The sequence below is a fragment of the Rhodanobacter hydrolyticus genome (assembly GCF_044904645.1).
In genome coordinates, this window is sequence record NZ_JADIKK010000008.1 from 3,009,596 (window position 1) to 3,024,796 (window position 15,201).

Here is a 15,201-nt window from a genome sequence, read left to right on the forward strand (position 1 = left end):
TCGCCATTGGCACGAGGCTCCCTGGTAAAGCCCATGTGGTTGGCGTGAGTTTTGCCTGTGAACCTTGATACCGCGTCTGGATACTCCCGCCGGGCGGGATCGGATCGCTAAAGGAACGCCTCCATGACCTACATCTCTAGCGTCGGCTCCAGCACCACAGCGGGCAGCTACACCGGCAGCACCAGCGCCAGCAGCGGCACGAGCAGCAGCGGCTACAGCAACTACAGCGGCAGCACCAGTTCAAGCTCCGGCAGCTACAGCAGTGCAGGCAGCAGCGCCATACTCAGTTCGCTGGGCGTGGGCTCCGGGCTGGACGTGAATTCCATCATCAACGCGCTGGTGAATGCCAAGGCCGCTGGCCCCAAGCAACAGATCAGCAGCCAGACCACGCAGCTGCAATCGCAAGAGGCTGGACTGACCGCGCTCAGCAGCGCGCTCAGTTCCATGCAGGATGCGCTCACCACGCTGGGCAGCGTCACCACCTATACGACCTACGATTCCACGCTCAGCAACACCGCCGTGGGCAGCGTCACCACCCAGTCCAGCGCGCAGCCAGGCACCTACAGCTTGGTAGTGAACAGTCTCGCTACTGCGCAGAAAAGTGTCAGCAATGCCTCCGCCTCGGGTACCCCGGTGGGCGCCGGAACTTTGACGGTGACCGTCGGCGGCAACGCGATGAACATCGCGGTTGGCGCGAGCGACACGCTCAGCACCATCGCCTCGGCGATCAACGGTTCCAGCAGCAACCCCGGCGTGCAGGCCACCGTGGTCAGCGGGACCAATGGCCAGCAGTTGTTGTTGACCTCCACCAGTACCGGTGTGGCCAACGCCTTCACCGTGACCGCCAGCTCCGACAGTAGCAGTGGCCTGAGCAGTCTGGCATCCGCATTGAACACACCGAGCAGCGCAGCGACCGACGCCAGCTTGAGCATCGACGGCATCGCCGTGACCAGCGCCAGCAACACGGTGAGCAGCGCATTGCCTGGCGTTACGCTCAGCCTTGCGGCGACCGGCTCCTCCACCTTGACGATCGCGCAGGATCCCAGTGCGATCACCACGGCGGTCAACAATTTCGTCTCCGCCTACAACAGCTATGCCTCCACCGTGACTTCGCTGGACAGCTATGACCCGACCACCCAGCAGGCGGGCGTATTGCTGGGCGATTCCACGCTGATGTCGATCCAGCGCCAGGTCAACAGCATCCTGAGCGGCGGCGTGGCGGGCAACAGCATCGGTTCGTTGGCGGCGTTGGGCATCACGCGCAATGCCGACGGCACGCTCAGCGTGGACAGCAACCAGTTGAGCAGCCAGATCCAGAGCAACCCAAGCGCGGTGCAGAACCTGTTCGCCGGCAGCAACGGTTACGCCACCACGCTTGGCAATGCGCTGACCAGCTTCAGCGGAAGCGGCGGCATCATTTCGACGCGTATCAGCAGCATCCAGTCGCAGCTCACCAATCTGAGCCAGGAACAGACGGCGCTCACCGCGCGCATGACCGCCTATGCGACCCAGCTGCGCCAGCAATACACCGCGCTGGACACGCTGATGTCCACCTTGAAAAACACCAGCAGCTCCATCACCACATCGCTGAACGCGATGCTGAACAGCAATTCTTCTTCGAGCGGCTGACGGAGGCCGTCCCGTGACGAACGCATACATGCGCCAGGCCAGCGCGTTGTACCAACAGACCGGCCTCGCGGGCCGCGTGGAAAGCGCGGACCCGCACCAGTTGATCGCCCTGCTGCTCGATGGCGCGATCGAGCGCATCGCCCAGGCGCGAGGACACCTGCGCCGCGGCGATGTGGCCGCCAAGGGGGCCGCTGTCACCAAGGCAGTGGCCATCGTGGGCGAGCTACGCGTCAGCCTGGATCACAAGGCCGGTGGCGAGGTGGCCCAACGGCTGGACTCGCTTTATGACTATGTCACTCGCCGCCTGCTGTTCGCGCAGTTGAACAACGACGAGGGAGCGCTGGCCGAGTGCATGGATCTGCTCGATTCTGTGCGCAAGGGCTGGAACGGCATTCGCGACAGCTATCTTGCCAACCGTGCCGGAAACGCCGCATGAGCGAAGGTCACATCTCGCTGGAACGGGCACTGGAGGTCAGCAATAACATGCTGGCCGCCGCACGCGAAGGCCAGTGGGACAGTTTGCCCAAGATGGAAGTGGAGCGCGCGCCCCTGCTGCGCGCCAGCCACCCGCGCGATGATCGCAGCCGCGAACTGCTGGAGCAGTTACTGGCGTGCAACGAGGAAATGTTGAGCCTGGCCGCGCGCGCGCGCGCGCAGATTGCCGACGCCTTGAGCCGGAACGGTTACGCTCATCGGGCCTTGAATACATACGTGGGCCTGGGGCGCTGACCCCGAAACGCATTGAAGAGCTTGATTCGTCGGCGTCCGGCGAGCATCTTGCTGCGTCAAAGTACGGACTGTCGCCCTCACCAATGCGGAGCCGCCATGACTGCCAGCAGCTGGGAAGAATTCGAGCAACGTCTGAGCAGCGAAGAAAACCTGCACGCCGACTGCGAACCGCTGGCCTGGCCACCCTCGCCGGAACGGTTGCAGCGCCTGGCCGAACGCAACGCGAATACCTTGGCGACGTTGGACGCACTGGAAGAACGTCGGCTGGATCTCAGCGACGACGACAATCCGCTGATGCAGGAAATGCTGCGCATGGATGCCAAGCTCACCGCGCTGGTGGAGATCGTGAACCAGATGCTGGCACCCGACGCGTCGCTGCCGCCGCGTCAGACCCTGCGCTTCAATGCCATAGGCGCCGTGTTGCCGTCCGCACTGTTGCCTGCGCCTGCGGAAGAGGGTGTGTTGCTGCGCTTGCGTTTTGACGCTTGCCGCAGCCTTCCGTTGGAATTGGCGGGCCGTCTTTCACATAAGATCGACGAAAGTCAAAGTTATGTGGAATTCGTGAATCACAACGATGCGACGAGTGACGCCATCGAGCGCCTCGTATTTCGTCATCACCGACGCAAAGTGGCAGGTGCGCGTCAGCAACTCGGTTGAGGTGCGACGATTAACGTCACTCGAAATGTGATGCGAATCACAGAACGACGAAGCGTGCGCAAATTTCCCGACGCGCGTTATACGACTTTAGCCGCCCCTGTCGTTCGAATGGCGGTTTGCCTAAATCTTTCCGCATCATGCGTTTGCACCAAACGGTTACGCATGGGGCAGTCGTGCGTGCACATTTTATTGACGCCGCGTGATGATCAATTGTCATACCTATCTGCAGAATTGGCCTTATTGATGCTTTCTGTTCAGTGAGCCAGCGACGGAAAGCTGGCACTGACGAAGTCTGCGTCGCTCCTTCAGGAAGCCAAGCGAGCGCGTGAAGCGGGTTCAAGGATTAGGGGTCATGCAAAAATTTGATTTTCTCGTCATCGAGTCCAATGCGACTCGTGCAGATGCCGTGATGTCGGCACTTCACTTCCTGGGTTATCGCCCGCAACGTGCGGCCGACTGCCAATCGGTTGACGCCGCCACCCACGCTTGGCAAGGCGCGTATGTAGGTAGTGATGCAGACGAGGTAGAGGTCGAGCACCAATTGGCCTTGCTCGGCGACGCGATAAACCGCATTCCCATGCTGGTGGCCGCGGATGCGCCGCTGGCTGCGCGCTATGGGAAGGTGACTCCTGCTTCCCGTGCTGCGCTCGTGGAATTTCCCTTGCGCTACGAACAGATGGCCGAGGCGCTGCGCGGCATTCATGCGCGCCTGCTGGGCGGCCAGTCGGGTTCGTTGCGCTTCGTGGGCCATTCGACGCCGATGCTGCATGTCAATGCGTTGATCCGCCAGGTGGCTCCGTTCGATTCCACCGTGCTGGTGCTGGGCGAGTCCGGCACCGGCAAGGAAATGGTGGCGCGCGCCATCCATGAGCATTCCCAGCGCAGGGACAAGCCGTTCGTCGCGATCAACTGCGGTGCGATCCCGGCCGAATTGCTGGAAAGCGAACTGTTCGGCCACGAAAAGGGCTCCTTCACGGGTGCGATCAGCGCACGCAAGGGCCGTTTCGAGCTGGCGGAAGGTGGCACGCTGTTCCTCGATGAAATCGGCGACATGAGCCTGCCGATGCAGGTGAAATTGCTGCGCGTGCTGCAGGAGCGCGTGTACGAGCGCGTGGGCGGCGCCAAGACCCAGCGCTGCGATGTGCGCGTCATCGCCGCCACCCACCGCGATCTGGAACAGTCCATCACCGATGGACGTTTCCGCGAGGATTTGTTCTACCGCCTGTCCGTGTTCCCGCTGGAACTGCCGGCGCTGCGCGAGCGGCTGGAAGACCTGCCGGTGCTGATCGATGAGTTCAACCAGCGCCTGGCCAGCCGCGGTCTCGGCGTGGCGCGCTTCAGTGCGGGCGCAATGCAGACGCTGCGTGAGCATTCTTGGCCGGGCAACGTGCGCGAGCTGGCCAATCTGGTCGAACGCATGGCGATCCTGTGTCCGCATGCCGAGGTGCGCGCCAGCGAATTGCCGTCGAAATACCGTCACGTGCCCACGGGCGCGGAGGCACATGGTGCTGCCCTGTTGGCGCTGATGGAGGAAAACCTGCCGTCAGCGCCGGTGTTTGGCATGCATGCTGTGGATGAGTCGCAGCGTCTGCTGCCCGAAGACGGCATCGACCTGAAGGATCATCTTGCCGACATCGAGGTGGGGCTGATCCGCCAAGCGCTCGACGCCACCGGCGGTGTGGTGGCGCATGCCGCGCGTCTGCTGCATATGCAGCGCACGACGCTGGTGGAGAAGTTGCGCAAGTACGGGCTGCAGGCCAGCGGCATCGCGGCCTGAGATAGAGCCGCACCGTCGGTGCGGGCCGTGGCACGGCTCGTGCATTTGCCATGTTGGAACCCTGTCTTGCGACGGGATTCCGTCTCCCTCCAGCGGCATGGATCCACGCCATGAGCACGATCGACGTCAACAACCTGCTTGCCCAGATGCGCCAGATGACGGCGCAGGTGCGCATGCCGGAAACAGCGGTGCAGGCTCAGCCTGCGGGCAGCACAGGGGATTTCTCTGCGCTGCTCAAGCAGGGCATCGCCGCCGTGGGCAACACCCAGATGGAGGCGGGGAGCATGGCCGCGAGCTACGAACGCGGCGACCCCGGTGCCGACCTTGGCCGCACCATGGTTGCGCTGCAGAAGGCCGATCTTTCGCTGCGCACCGCCGTGTCGGTGCAGAGCAAACTGGTTTCGGCTTACCAAGACATCATGAACATGACGTTCTGACGCCGACCATCGAATAGCACCGACAGACGAGCAGAAGCATGGCCGATACCGCCATCGCGACGACCGACAGCAACGGCTCCGGCGTGCGCCTGGACTCCCTCAAGCAGATCACCCGCAATCCCGCGGCGCGCCAACTCGTCCTGCTGGTGGCGGTGGCGGCGGCGGTGGCGCTGGGCGTGGCGGTGGTGCTGTGGTCACGCGGACCGAATTACGGCTTGCTGTACGCGGGCTTGGATCAGAAAGACGCCGCTGCGATCACGCAGGAGCTGCAGGCCGCCAATGTCGCGTACAAGGTGAGCGACGATGGCTCCTCGATCATGGCGCCTGCCTCCGACCTCGGCGCAATGCGCTTGCGGCTGGCGGCGAAAGGGTTGCCGCAGGGAAGCGCTGCGATCAATGCGCAGGCGAACAACGACTCGCCATTTGGCATGAGCGATCTTGCCGAGCGTACGCGTTACCAGCAAATGCTGGAAAACGACCTGGGCTCCACCATTGCCTCGTTGCAGTCGGTGCGCGCCGCGCGTGTGCACCTGGCACTGCCGAAACCGTCGCCGTTCATCCGCGACAACCACGAAGCCAGCGCCTCGGTGCTGCTTACGCTGTACCAGGGTCGCTCGCTCGACCCCGGACAGGTGGCGGCGATCGTGCACCTGGTGGCGTCCAGTGTGCCGGGCCTCGATCCCAGCCAGGTTTCTGTGGTCGACCAGCAGGGCCAGTTGCTCACCAGCAATACAGCGGATGCGGCAGGCGCAGCTGGCGACAGCCGCCTGCGCCTGGCCACGCGCATCGAGAACACCTATGCCCAGCGCATCGAGGACCTGCTGACGCCGCTGGTCGGTCCAGGTCGCGTGCATGCGCAGGTCAACGCGGACCTCGATTACAGCCAAAGCGAGAAGGCCACCGAGACCTATAACCCGGAGAATCCGGCGTTGCGCAGCGAACAGGTCAGCAGCGAGCAGCACAGCGGGGGCGATGCCAACAGCGGCATTCCCGGCGCGCTCAGCAACCAACCGCCGGCGACGGTGGCGCAGCCTACCGCCGCGCGGCCCAATGCTGGCACGGCGGCCGCGCCGGGCAGCGCCTCTGCTTCGACCAGCAGCCGCGACAGCTCCAGTTCCAGCAGTGCCACTCGAAATTTTGAACTGGATCGCACCATCAGCCATGTCAGCGACCCGGCAGGCCGACTGGCTCGCCTCACCGTGGCTGTAGTGGTGGACGATAAATTGCTGGGCGGCGGGGTTGGGACGGGAGGTGCCAAGGCCGCGTCGAAGAGCGTGCCGTTCACCGCGCAGGAACTGCAGCACCTCACCGACCTGGTGAAGAACTCCGTGGGCTTCGACGCCACGCGTGGCGACAGCGTCAGCGTGATCAACCAGGCTTTCCACGACATCGCCACGCCGGATGCAGGGCCGTCGATTCCGTTCTGGGATCGCCCCGGCATGCTGGACCTGATCAAGCAGGGCGTTGGCGTGTTGATCGCCTTGCTGGTGGCGTTCGGTCTGCTGCGGCCGCTGCTCAAGGGCTTGTTGCGGGCTGCTCCGGCAAGGATGGAAGCTGCTGCCGCCTTGCCAACGCCGTTGCCGACAGTGTCCGTGCGCGTAGGCGACGACGATCACATCGGGCTGGGTCAACAGCAAAAGGCGGCGCATGCGCGCATCGACGCGACGCCGACGCAGGCTTACGAGCAGCGCGTGGGCCATGCGCGCCGCATGGTGGGCGAAAACTCCAAGCAGGTGGCTCAGGTGGTCCGGAACTGGGTGAACGAAGATGGCACCTAACCGTTCGGAGCCAGCGGTCACTGGCGCGCAGCGCGCAGCGATCCTGTTGCTGACGCTGGGCGAGCAGGACGCGGCGGAAGTGCTGAAGCACCTGAGCGCGCGCGACGTGCAGGCCGTGGGTACCGCGATGGCAGGGCTTTCCAGCGTATCGCGCGAGCAGGTCGAACACGTGCTCGACAAGCTCGATGAAGACATGGGCCGCCAGACCTCGCTCGGCGTGGGTACCGAGGAATACATCCGCAAGATCCTCACCAATGCGCTGGGCGAGACCAAGGCGGGCGGCCTGATTGACCGCATCCTGCTCGGTCGCAGCAGCAAAGGCCTGGAATCGCTGAAATGGATGGAAAGCCGCGCGATCGCGGAGATGATCAGCCAGGAGCACCCGCAGATCATCGCGCTGGTGCTGGCGCATCTGGAGCCTGACCAGGCAGCCGAAGTGATCGGCTACCTGCCGCCACGCACGCGCAGCGACGCGGTGATGCGCATCGCTACGCTCGATGGCGTGCAGCCGCACGCGCTGAACGAACTGGACGAGATCATGGAGCGCCAGTTCAACGGCAACACCAAGAAGCTCAAGTCCGCCAATGTCGGCGGCCTGAAGGCCGCCGCGAACATCCTCAATGCGATGGAAAGCAGCCGCGAAGCCGAGCTGATGACGGCCATCCGCAGCCAGGACAGCGCGTTGGGCGGAAAAATCGAAGACCTAATGTTCGTGTTCGAGGATCTTGCCGACCTGGACGACCGCGGCATGCAGACCCTGCTGCGCGAAGTGCCCTCGGGCATCCTCATCACGGCGCTGAAGGGTGCCGAACCCGCAATACGCGAAAAGATTTTCTCCAACATGTCCAAGCGTGCCGCCGACATGATGCGCGACGACCTCGAAGTGAAGGGTCCGGTGCGCCTGAGCGAAGTCGATGCGGCCCAGAAGGAAGTGCTGGCCGCCGCCAGGAAGCTGGCCGATTCCGGTCAGATCAACCTCGGCAGCGGCGGCGGGGATGATTACGTCTGATGATCGCCACGATCCACGATGCCTCGGCGGAATTCCGGCGCTGGGAGATGCCGAGCTTCGATGCCGCGCCTGAACCGCCGGTGGTCGACGAAGAGGTGCCGGCACAGCCCTCCGTGCACGATCTGGAGGCGCTGGAGCAGCAGGCGCGCGACGAAGGTCGTCTCGCAGGATTGGCCGAAGGGCGCGCCGCGGCAAGACAGGAACTTTGCCAGCGGGTGGCGCAATTCGATGCCGTGTGCGTCGCAGCGTCGCGTCCGTTGCAGGCGCTCGACGAGCAGGTCGTGCAGGAGCTGACGCGGCTGGCGATGGTGGTGGCCAGCCGGGTGGTCGCGCACGAGCTGCAACTTTCGCCCGAGCTTGTCGCGCGCGCTGTGCGCGAAGCGGCCAACGCCCTGCCGGCCGCGACCCGCGAGTTGCGCGTGCATCTGCATCCGCTGGACCTTGCCCTGCTGCAGAGCATGGGTTCGGCCGAAAATCACTGGCGGCTGTTGGCCGATCCCGAACTGTCGCGCGGCGATTGCCGGATGGAAAGCGAGCACTCGCGGCTGGATGCCCGGGTGGAAACGCGTCTCGCCGCGATGGTCGATGCCGTACTTGGCGAAGCCGTGGAGCCGGAAGGTGGCGGTCCATGAACGCCGCCGTCGATCCCGCCGCACGCAATGAAGGCTGGCGCCGGAAAATCGCGCGGCGGACAGCACACGCCGAGGCCACGCGCACTTTGACGGTGGAGGGCAGCCTGCGCCGCGTGGTCGGCCTGACCCTGGAGGCCGAAGGCTGCGAGGCCGCCCTGGGTGCGCGTTGCCTGGTCGATACTGCCGCCGGCGACCAGTTGGAAACCGAGGTGGTCGGCTTTGCCGACGAACGCCTGCTGTTGATGCCGGTGGACGACATGCGTGGCGTACTGCCGAATGCGCGTGTGCGTCCCTTCGCGCACAGCGGCGGCTTGCCGGTAGGCATGCATCTGCTGGGCCGTGTGGTGGGTGCCGACGGCCTGCCGCTGGACGGGCACGGCCCGCTCGACGTCGACGAACACGCCGCGCTCAAGCGCGAACCCATCAACCCGATGGCACGCAAGCCGATCGATGCGCCGCTGGACGTGGGCGTGCGTGCGATCAACGCGCTGCTCACCGTGGGGCGCGGCCAGCGCCTGGGCCTGTTCGCCGGCTCCGGCGTGGGCAAGTCCACCTTGCTCGGCATGATGACCCGTTACACCAACGCCGACGTGGTGGTGGTAGGCCTGATCGGCGAACGCGGCCGCGAGGTGAAGGAGTTCGTCGAGCACACCCTGGGCGAGGAAGGCCGCCGTCGTGCGGTGATCGTGGCCGCGCCGGCGGACGCGCCGCCGCTGAAGCGGCTGCGCGGCGCGCAGTACGCTACCGCCATTGCCGAGTGGTTCCGCGACCGCGGCATGCGCGTGCTGCTGCTGATGGATTCGCTCACCCGTTATGCACAAGCCCAGCGCGAGATCGCGCTGGCCATCGGCGAGCCGCCGGCCACCAAGGGCTACCCGCCCTCCGTATTCGCGATGATGCCGGCGCTGGTCGAGCGCGCGGGCAACGATGCCGAAGGCAAAGGTTCCATCACTGCGTTCTACACGGTACTGACCGAGGGCGACGATTACCGCCACGATCCGATCGCCGATGCCGCGCGCGCGATCCTCGACGGCCATATCGTGCTCTCGCGTGATCTGGCCGAAGCCGGTCATTACCCGGCCATCGACATCGAGGCGTCGATCAGCCGCGTGATGCCTCAAGTTGCGTCGCGTGAACACCTGCAGGCGGCGCAGCGATTCAGACGAGTCTATTCGGCGTACCGCCAGCAGCGGGACCTGATCGCGGTGGGCGCCTACCAGCGAGGTTCCGACCCTCAGGTGGATCTGGCCATCGAAATGTGGCCGCAATTGCGCGAGTTCCTGCAGCAGGAAGTCGATGAGCCGGTGGCGCTTGAGGAAGCCATCGACCGGCTGGCTCTGATTGCCGAGCGGGTGGTCGCATGACGCCGCGTTCCGAACGACTGCAGCCGGCCGCGGACCAGGCCCGCCAGAAAACCGAGGACGCGCTGGCGAAATTCGCCGCGCAGCAACAGGCTCTGGCCAAGGCCGAGCACCAGCTCGGAGAGCTTGAGCGCTATCGCCGCGAATACGCCGACGCAGGTGCAGGAGCGGTCAGCGTCGGCGCGCTGCTCAACCGCCAGCAGTTCGTCGCACGCATCGACCAGGCGATCGCCCAACAGGCCTCCGAAGTGAGCCGCCAGCACCGCCGGCTGGAGCAGATGCGCGAGCACTGGAAGAAGGCGCATGCGCGCGAAAGCGCGCTGGGCAGCGTGATCGCACAGCATCAGGAATACGAGCGCCGCGCCGAGGACAGGCGCGAGCAAGCCGAGATCGACGAACGCATGCAGCACCGGCGGCCGCGATAGCGCGCTTTGCGCGATCCCGCACCCGCCAGCCGGCAGAGGAGACTTTTCACCATGGCAGCACCCGCCACGCTTTCCCCGATACCTGCCGCGAGCAGCCTGCCCAGCACGCTCGCCAGCGCGCCTTCCAGTACGCCGGGCAGCGACGCGCCGGGCAATACGTTCGACCAGCAACTGCAGGCCGCACGCAATTCGCAATCCGGCGAAGGCTCCGCTTCGTCCGCCACGCCGCCCGCACCGACGCCGGACGCGAACAGGCAAGGCGATCCGTCCTCTTCGGGTGCGGCAAAGTCCACCCAGGAATCGAACATGGCAACGGTTGGCACGGCCTCCACAACCTCAGCGGCGGGTGCGGCATCCACAGCATCGGCGAATGCTTCGTCCAAGACGAATGCAGCAACGAACGGGCAGACGGTGGATGCCGCGCTGGCGGCGCTGGCCCAGACTGCGCAAACTGCCACCGGCACGGGATCTGGCGACGCCGCGCCGTCCGCCACGGCGAAAGCGCCTGCGTCGAAAACCGATGCGACCGACGACGAAGGCGCGGCCTCGCTGGCCGGTGCCATGCTGGCCATGCTTGGCCAGGTAAACGGCAACATGGCGGGCGCACAGTCCGACGCGGACGACGGCACCGTTTCGGCGGACGGCTCGTCGTCCGGGCAGGCCAAGGCGGCCATGGCGTTGCAGGGCCTGAACGCGAACGGTCAGGCGTCGGCTGCCGATGGCGCGACAGGCGGAGTCATGACAGGCACCGCCGCAGGCAATGCAGTGTCGCTGGCGAACTTCGCCAGCATGCTTGGCAATACAGCCGGTGCGGCTGCGGACACGGGAACCGACACGCACAAGGCCACCTCCGGTCTGGATGCTTTGGCGTTCGCCGCGACACCCATGCTGCCGCAGACGGCCAATGCACAGGCAGTTGCACTGCCGCAGCTGCAAATGTCGTCGCCGACGGGCAGTGCCGGCTTTGCCGGCGAACTTGGCCAGCAAGTGATGTGGCTGGGCCAGCAAGGCGTCCAGCAGGCGAAGATCCGGCTGAATCCGCAGGACCTGGGTTCGCTGGACGTGCACGTCACCGTCAATCAGAACCGCATCGACGTAGTGTTCAGCGCACAGCATCCGGCGGCCGTCACGGCCGTGCAGCAGAGCCTGCCGCAGCTCGACAACATGCTTAACCGCCATGGCCTTTCGCTGGGCCATGCGGAGGTGGGGCAGCAGCAGAGCGGCAGCGGCCATTCGCGCGGCGAAGGCGGCAGCGGTGCGCAAGCTTCCTCCGGCGACGACGTCGGCGAAGTGCAGGGCGCATCGCTTTCTGCTGCCACGACAAGCCAAATCGGCTTGCTCGACGCCTTCGCCTGACCCGCCCGGCGCTCTCCGCGTGCGGAAGGCGCTCCAGGGCGCGAGGCATCCGTGGGCAGGCTTCCCTCCCGTGCGCATGCCGACATCGGTTTAATGTCGCCTGCTGTTTCATGGCGTGTGTCGTCAACACGACATGTCATGAGTTTGGCGCGCGTCAAGAAAGCGCCATCAATCTCGGTTTTTCGCACGTCACCCGCCATGGATGCGTTCATGGCAAGGTGCGGCGTGCGTGGCACGTGGATTGCATTGACTCGGTAGACGCGCCCGCGCGCATCCCAAAACAACCGAATGCATTGAGGGTTCCATGGCGGACGAAGAACAGGCAAGGGTGGCACCACCGGCGGGCAAGTCGAAGCGCTTGATGGTGATCGGCGCGGCGGTAGTCGTGCTGGCATTGGCCGGTGGCGGCTATTTCTGGCAGGCGCAAAAGTCCGCGCATGCACCTGTCGAGGCGCCCAAGGTCGATCTCTACATGCCGCTGGATCCAGCGTTCGTGGTGAATTTCAAGGATGGCGATTCGCTGCGCTACCTGCAGGTGTCGGTGACGCTGATGTCGTACGACCAGAAGGCGCTCGATGCGGCGAAGGATGCCAACCCGGTGGTGCGCGACGCGCTGGTGTCGCTGTTCAGCAACCAGGAGTACTCGATCATCAGCAACGCCGATGGCCGCCGCAAGCTGCAGGAGCAAGCGTTGGCCGCCGTGCAGAAGATCGTCAAGGAGCGCACCGGCAAGCCCGGGATCGACGCGCTGTACTTCACCAGCTTCGTGATGCAGTAAGGCTGCCGGCATGAGCGATCTGCTTTCACAGGACGAAATCGACGCGCTGCTCGACGGCGTGACCGATGGCGCGGTGGAAACCGGCAGCGACCAGCCGCTGCCGCGCGATGCGGTGCTGTCCTACGACTTCACCCAGCAGGACCGCATCGTGCGCGGTCGTCTGCCCACGCTGGAGATGGTCAACGACCGTTTCGCGCGCTATTTCCGCACCGCGTTGTTCGGCGTGCTGCGCAAGACCTGCGAGGTCTCGGTGCTGGGCGTGAAGATGCTCAAGTTCGCCGAGTACGTGCATGGCCTGGTGGTGCCGACCAACCTGAACCTGGTGAAGATCAAGCCGCTGCGCGGCACCGCGCTGGTGGTATTCGAGCCGCGGCTGGTATTCAGCGTGATCGACAACTTCTTCGGCGGTGACGGGCGTTTCCACGCACGTATCGAGGGCCGCGACTTCACCGCCACCGAGAACCGCGTGATCCAGATCCTGCTGGGCGAGCTGTTCGGCGCGATGGTCGAAGCCTGGGCACCGGTGCTGGGCCTGTCGTTCGAGTACCAGAATTCCGAGATCAACCCGCAGTTCGCCAACATCGTCAGCCCGACCGAGACGGTGGTGGTGTCGCGCTTCCACGTCGAGCTGGACGGCGGCGGTGGGGAGATCCATCTGACCTTGCCGTACGCGATGGTCGAGCCGATCCGCACCTTGCTCGACGCGGGCGTGCAGAGCGACCGCGTGGACCGCGACGACCGCTGGGCCGAGCTGCTGCGCGACGAGGTGCTCGACGCGGAAGTGCCGCTGAGCTCGCAACTGCTCGACTTCGATATCACGGTCGGCGATTTCCTGCGCCTGCGCCCAGGCGACGTGATCCCGATCCAGTTGCCCGACGTGGTCACCGTGTATGCCGAGGACGTGCCGCTGTTCCGTGGCCGTTACGGCCAGGCCAACGGTCGCAATGCCATCCGTTTCCAAACCCAGGTCGGGCGGCGCGAAACGCGCACCACCGGCGATCAGACCAGCAGAGAAGAAATCGCATGAATCAGCCCCATGAAGCCATGATCGACGACGGCGGCGACCGCGTTCAGTTCGACTCGTTGCGCGGCGCCGCCGGCGGCAACAGCGAAGTCAATCTCGACATGATCCTGGACGTACCGGTGACCCTGGCGATGGAAGTCGGGCGCACCCGCATCAGCATCCGCAACCTGCTGCAGCTCAACCAGGGTTCGGTGGTGGAGCTGGATCGCGCCGCCGGCGAGCCGCTGGATGTGTTCGTCAACGGCACCCTGGTCGCGCATGGCGAGGTGGTGGTCATCAACGAAAAGTTCGGCATCCGCCTCACCGACGTGATCAGTCCGGCCGAGCGCGTGCGCAAGTTGCGGTGAGCGGATCGTGGCCGGGAAATCAAAAATAAGCGGCTTCGTCGCGCTGGCACCTGCCGCGTTGCCGGCGGCCGACATCAACGTCGGCGGCGAATTGCTGCGCGTGCTGCTCAGCCTCGTCGCGGTGGTGGCATTGATCTTCGTGGCGGGCTGGCTGAGCCGGCGCCTGCAGGCGCGCAGTCGGCCCGGCGGTCGACGCATCCGCTGCGTGGAGACGATGGCGGTGGGCGCGCGCGACCGTGTGCTCTTGCTCGATGCCGACGGCAAGCGCCTGCTGGTGGGCGTGGGGCCGGGAGGCATGCGCACCTTGCACGTCTACGAGGGCGCGGCGCCGGTCGAGGCCGATCCGCCCGCGCTGCCGGCGGTTCCCGATATCGCGCAGCTGCTGTCGCGCTGGAAGGGGCGGTCGTGAGCGTACATCGAATTTGCTGCGCACGCTGGCTGCTCGCGCTCGTCCTGCTGCTGTTGCCGCTGTTCGCGTCGGCTACGCCCCAGGCGCACGGTGCCGCATCCGCGCCTGCGGTGCCGACGCTGACTATGCCGGCCAGTCCGCCAGGCCTGGGCAATACGGGCCTGCCCGTGTTGAGCGTGCACGACGCGCCGGACGGCACCAAGAACTGGACGCTGTCCTTGCAGATGCTGGCGCTGCTCACCGTGCTGACCATGCTGCCAGCGATCGTGCTGATGATGACGTCGTTCACGCGCATCATCATCGTGCTGAGCTTCCTGCGGCAGGCGCTGGGCACGCAGACCACGCCGCCCAACCAGGTGCTGCTCGGACTGGCGCTGTTTCTCACCCTGTTCGTGATGTCGCCGGTGTTGAACCGCGCCTACGACGACGGCGTCAAGCCGTACATGAGCGGGCAGATGAGCGCGGAGCAGGCGCTGCCCGCAGCCACCGCCCCGTTCAAGCGCTTCATGCTCGACCAGACCCGCGAGGCGGATCTCGCGCTGTTCACCAAGCTGGCCGGCGCGCCACCCTACGCGAGCAAGGCCGATGTGCCGTTCACGGTGGCGATGCCGGCCTTCCTCACGTCGGAGCTCAAGACCGCATTCCAGATGGGTTTCCTGTTGTTCATCCCCTTCCTCATCATCGACCTGGTGGTGGCCAGCGTGCTGATGTCGATGGGCATGATGATGGTGTCGCCGACGATCATCTCGCTGCCCTTCAAGATCATGCTGTTCGTGTTGGTGGATGGTTGGACGTTGCTGCTGGGCACGTTGGCGGGGAGCTTCTACACATGAGCGTGCACGCCTGCGGAGGA

General features: G+C 65.2%; 17 protein-coding genes. All 17 read left to right on the forward strand.

Annotation, left to right across the window (positions count from 1 at the left end):
- Positions 1 to 123: 123 nt before the first annotated feature.
- The 17 genes from fliD (at position 124) to fliP (ending at position 15,181) form a co-directional block, all read left to right on the forward strand.
- A complete protein-coding gene (gene fliD, locus ISP25_RS16090; protein ID WP_192159581.1) occupies positions 124 to 1,629 on the forward strand; it encodes a flagellar filament capping protein FliD in 1,506 nt (501 codons plus the stop codon).
- Positions 1,630 to 1,657: 28 nt separating this feature from the next.
- The gene (fliS, locus tag ISP25_RS16095) at positions 1,658 to 2,065 is read left to right on the forward strand and encodes a flagellar export chaperone FliS (protein WP_404616331.1); all 408 of its coding nucleotides are present in this window, start codon (positions 1,658 to 1,660) and stop codon (positions 2,063 to 2,065) included.
- The gene (locus tag ISP25_RS16100; RefSeq protein WP_404615318.1) at positions 2,062 to 2,358 is read left to right on the forward strand and encodes a flagellar protein FliT; all 297 of its coding nucleotides are present in this window, start codon (positions 2,062 to 2,064) and stop codon (positions 2,356 to 2,358) included. The genes fliS and ISP25_RS16100 overlap by 4 nt, the downstream gene beginning before the upstream one ends.
- Positions 2,359 to 2,454: 96 nt before the next feature.
- Positions 2,455 to 3,015, forward strand: coding sequence for a PilZ domain-containing protein (locus ISP25_RS16105; protein WP_404615320.1), 561 nt, complete (start codon positions 2,455 to 2,457; stop codon positions 3,013 to 3,015).
- A 352-nt stretch (positions 3,016 to 3,367) separates the two neighbouring features.
- Positions 3,368 to 4,792, forward strand: coding sequence for a sigma-54 dependent transcriptional regulator (locus tag ISP25_RS16110; RefSeq protein WP_404615322.1), 1,425 nt, complete (start codon positions 3,368 to 3,370; stop codon positions 4,790 to 4,792).
- Positions 4,793 to 4,902: 110 nt separating this feature from the next.
- Entirely contained in the window at positions 4,903 to 5,229 is a 327-nt protein-coding gene (fliE, locus tag ISP25_RS16115; protein ID WP_404615324.1) for a flagellar hook-basal body complex protein FliE, read from the forward strand.
- A 38-nt stretch (positions 5,230 to 5,267) separates the two neighbouring features.
- Positions 5,268 to 7,007 (forward strand): flagellar basal-body MS-ring/collar protein FliF, encoded by a 1,740-nt coding sequence (gene fliF / locus ISP25_RS16120; RefSeq protein WP_404615326.1) that lies wholly within the window; start codon positions 5,268 to 5,270, stop codon positions 7,005 to 7,007.
- On the forward strand, positions 6,997 to 8,016 hold the full coding sequence (gene fliG, locus ISP25_RS16125; RefSeq protein ID WP_192159591.1) for a flagellar motor switch protein FliG: 1,020 nt from the start codon (positions 6,997 to 6,999) through the stop codon (positions 8,014 to 8,016). Before fliF ends, fliG begins: the two co-directional genes overlap by 11 nt.
- Positions 8,016 to 8,648 (forward strand): flagellar assembly protein FliH, encoded by a 633-nt coding sequence (locus ISP25_RS16130; RefSeq protein WP_404615328.1) that lies wholly within the window; start codon positions 8,016 to 8,018, stop codon positions 8,646 to 8,648. The genes fliG and ISP25_RS16130 overlap by 1 nt, the downstream gene beginning before the upstream one ends.
- Positions 8,645 to 10,012, forward strand: coding sequence for a flagellar protein export ATPase FliI (gene fliI, locus ISP25_RS16135; protein ID WP_404615330.1), 1,368 nt, complete (start codon positions 8,645 to 8,647; stop codon positions 10,010 to 10,012). The genes ISP25_RS16130 and fliI overlap by 4 nt, the downstream gene beginning before the upstream one ends.
- Positions 10,009 to 10,434 (forward strand): flagellar export protein FliJ, encoded by a 426-nt coding sequence (fliJ, locus tag ISP25_RS16140; protein ID WP_404615332.1) that lies wholly within the window; start codon positions 10,009 to 10,011, stop codon positions 10,432 to 10,434. The genes fliI and fliJ overlap by 4 nt, the downstream gene beginning before the upstream one ends.
- Before the next feature lie 51 nt (positions 10,435 to 10,485).
- Positions 10,486 to 11,790 carry a flagellar hook-length control protein FliK gene (locus tag ISP25_RS16145; RefSeq protein WP_404615334.1) on the forward strand — a complete coding sequence of 435 codons (1,305 nt, stop codon included), beginning with the start codon at positions 10,486 to 10,488 and terminating at the stop codon, positions 11,788 to 11,790.
- A 304-nt stretch (positions 11,791 to 12,094) separates the two neighbouring features.
- Positions 12,095 to 12,568: a flagellar basal body-associated FliL family protein gene (locus ISP25_RS16150; RefSeq protein ID WP_404615336.1), complete on the forward strand. Its 474-nt coding sequence runs from the start codon at positions 12,095 to 12,097 to the stop codon at positions 12,566 to 12,568.
- A gap of 10 nt (positions 12,569 to 12,578) precedes the next feature.
- Positions 12,579 to 13,595, forward strand: coding sequence for a flagellar motor switch protein FliM (gene fliM / locus ISP25_RS16155; protein WP_192159603.1), 1,017 nt, complete (start codon positions 12,579 to 12,581; stop codon positions 13,593 to 13,595).
- Positions 13,592 to 13,939 (forward strand): flagellar motor switch protein FliN, encoded by a 348-nt coding sequence (gene fliN / locus ISP25_RS16160; RefSeq protein WP_192159605.1) that lies wholly within the window; start codon positions 13,592 to 13,594, stop codon positions 13,937 to 13,939. The genes fliM and fliN overlap by 4 nt, the downstream gene beginning before the upstream one ends.
- Before the next feature lie 7 nt (positions 13,940 to 13,946).
- Positions 13,947 to 14,348: a flagellar biosynthetic protein FliO gene (gene fliO, locus ISP25_RS16165; protein WP_404615338.1), complete on the forward strand. Its 402-nt coding sequence runs from the start codon at positions 13,947 to 13,949 to the stop codon at positions 14,346 to 14,348.
- Entirely contained in the window at positions 14,345 to 15,181 is an 837-nt protein-coding gene (fliP, locus tag ISP25_RS16170) for a flagellar type III secretion system pore protein FliP (protein WP_404615340.1), read from the forward strand. The genes fliO and fliP overlap by 4 nt, the downstream gene beginning before the upstream one ends.
- Positions 15,182 to 15,201 lie beyond the last annotated feature (20 nt).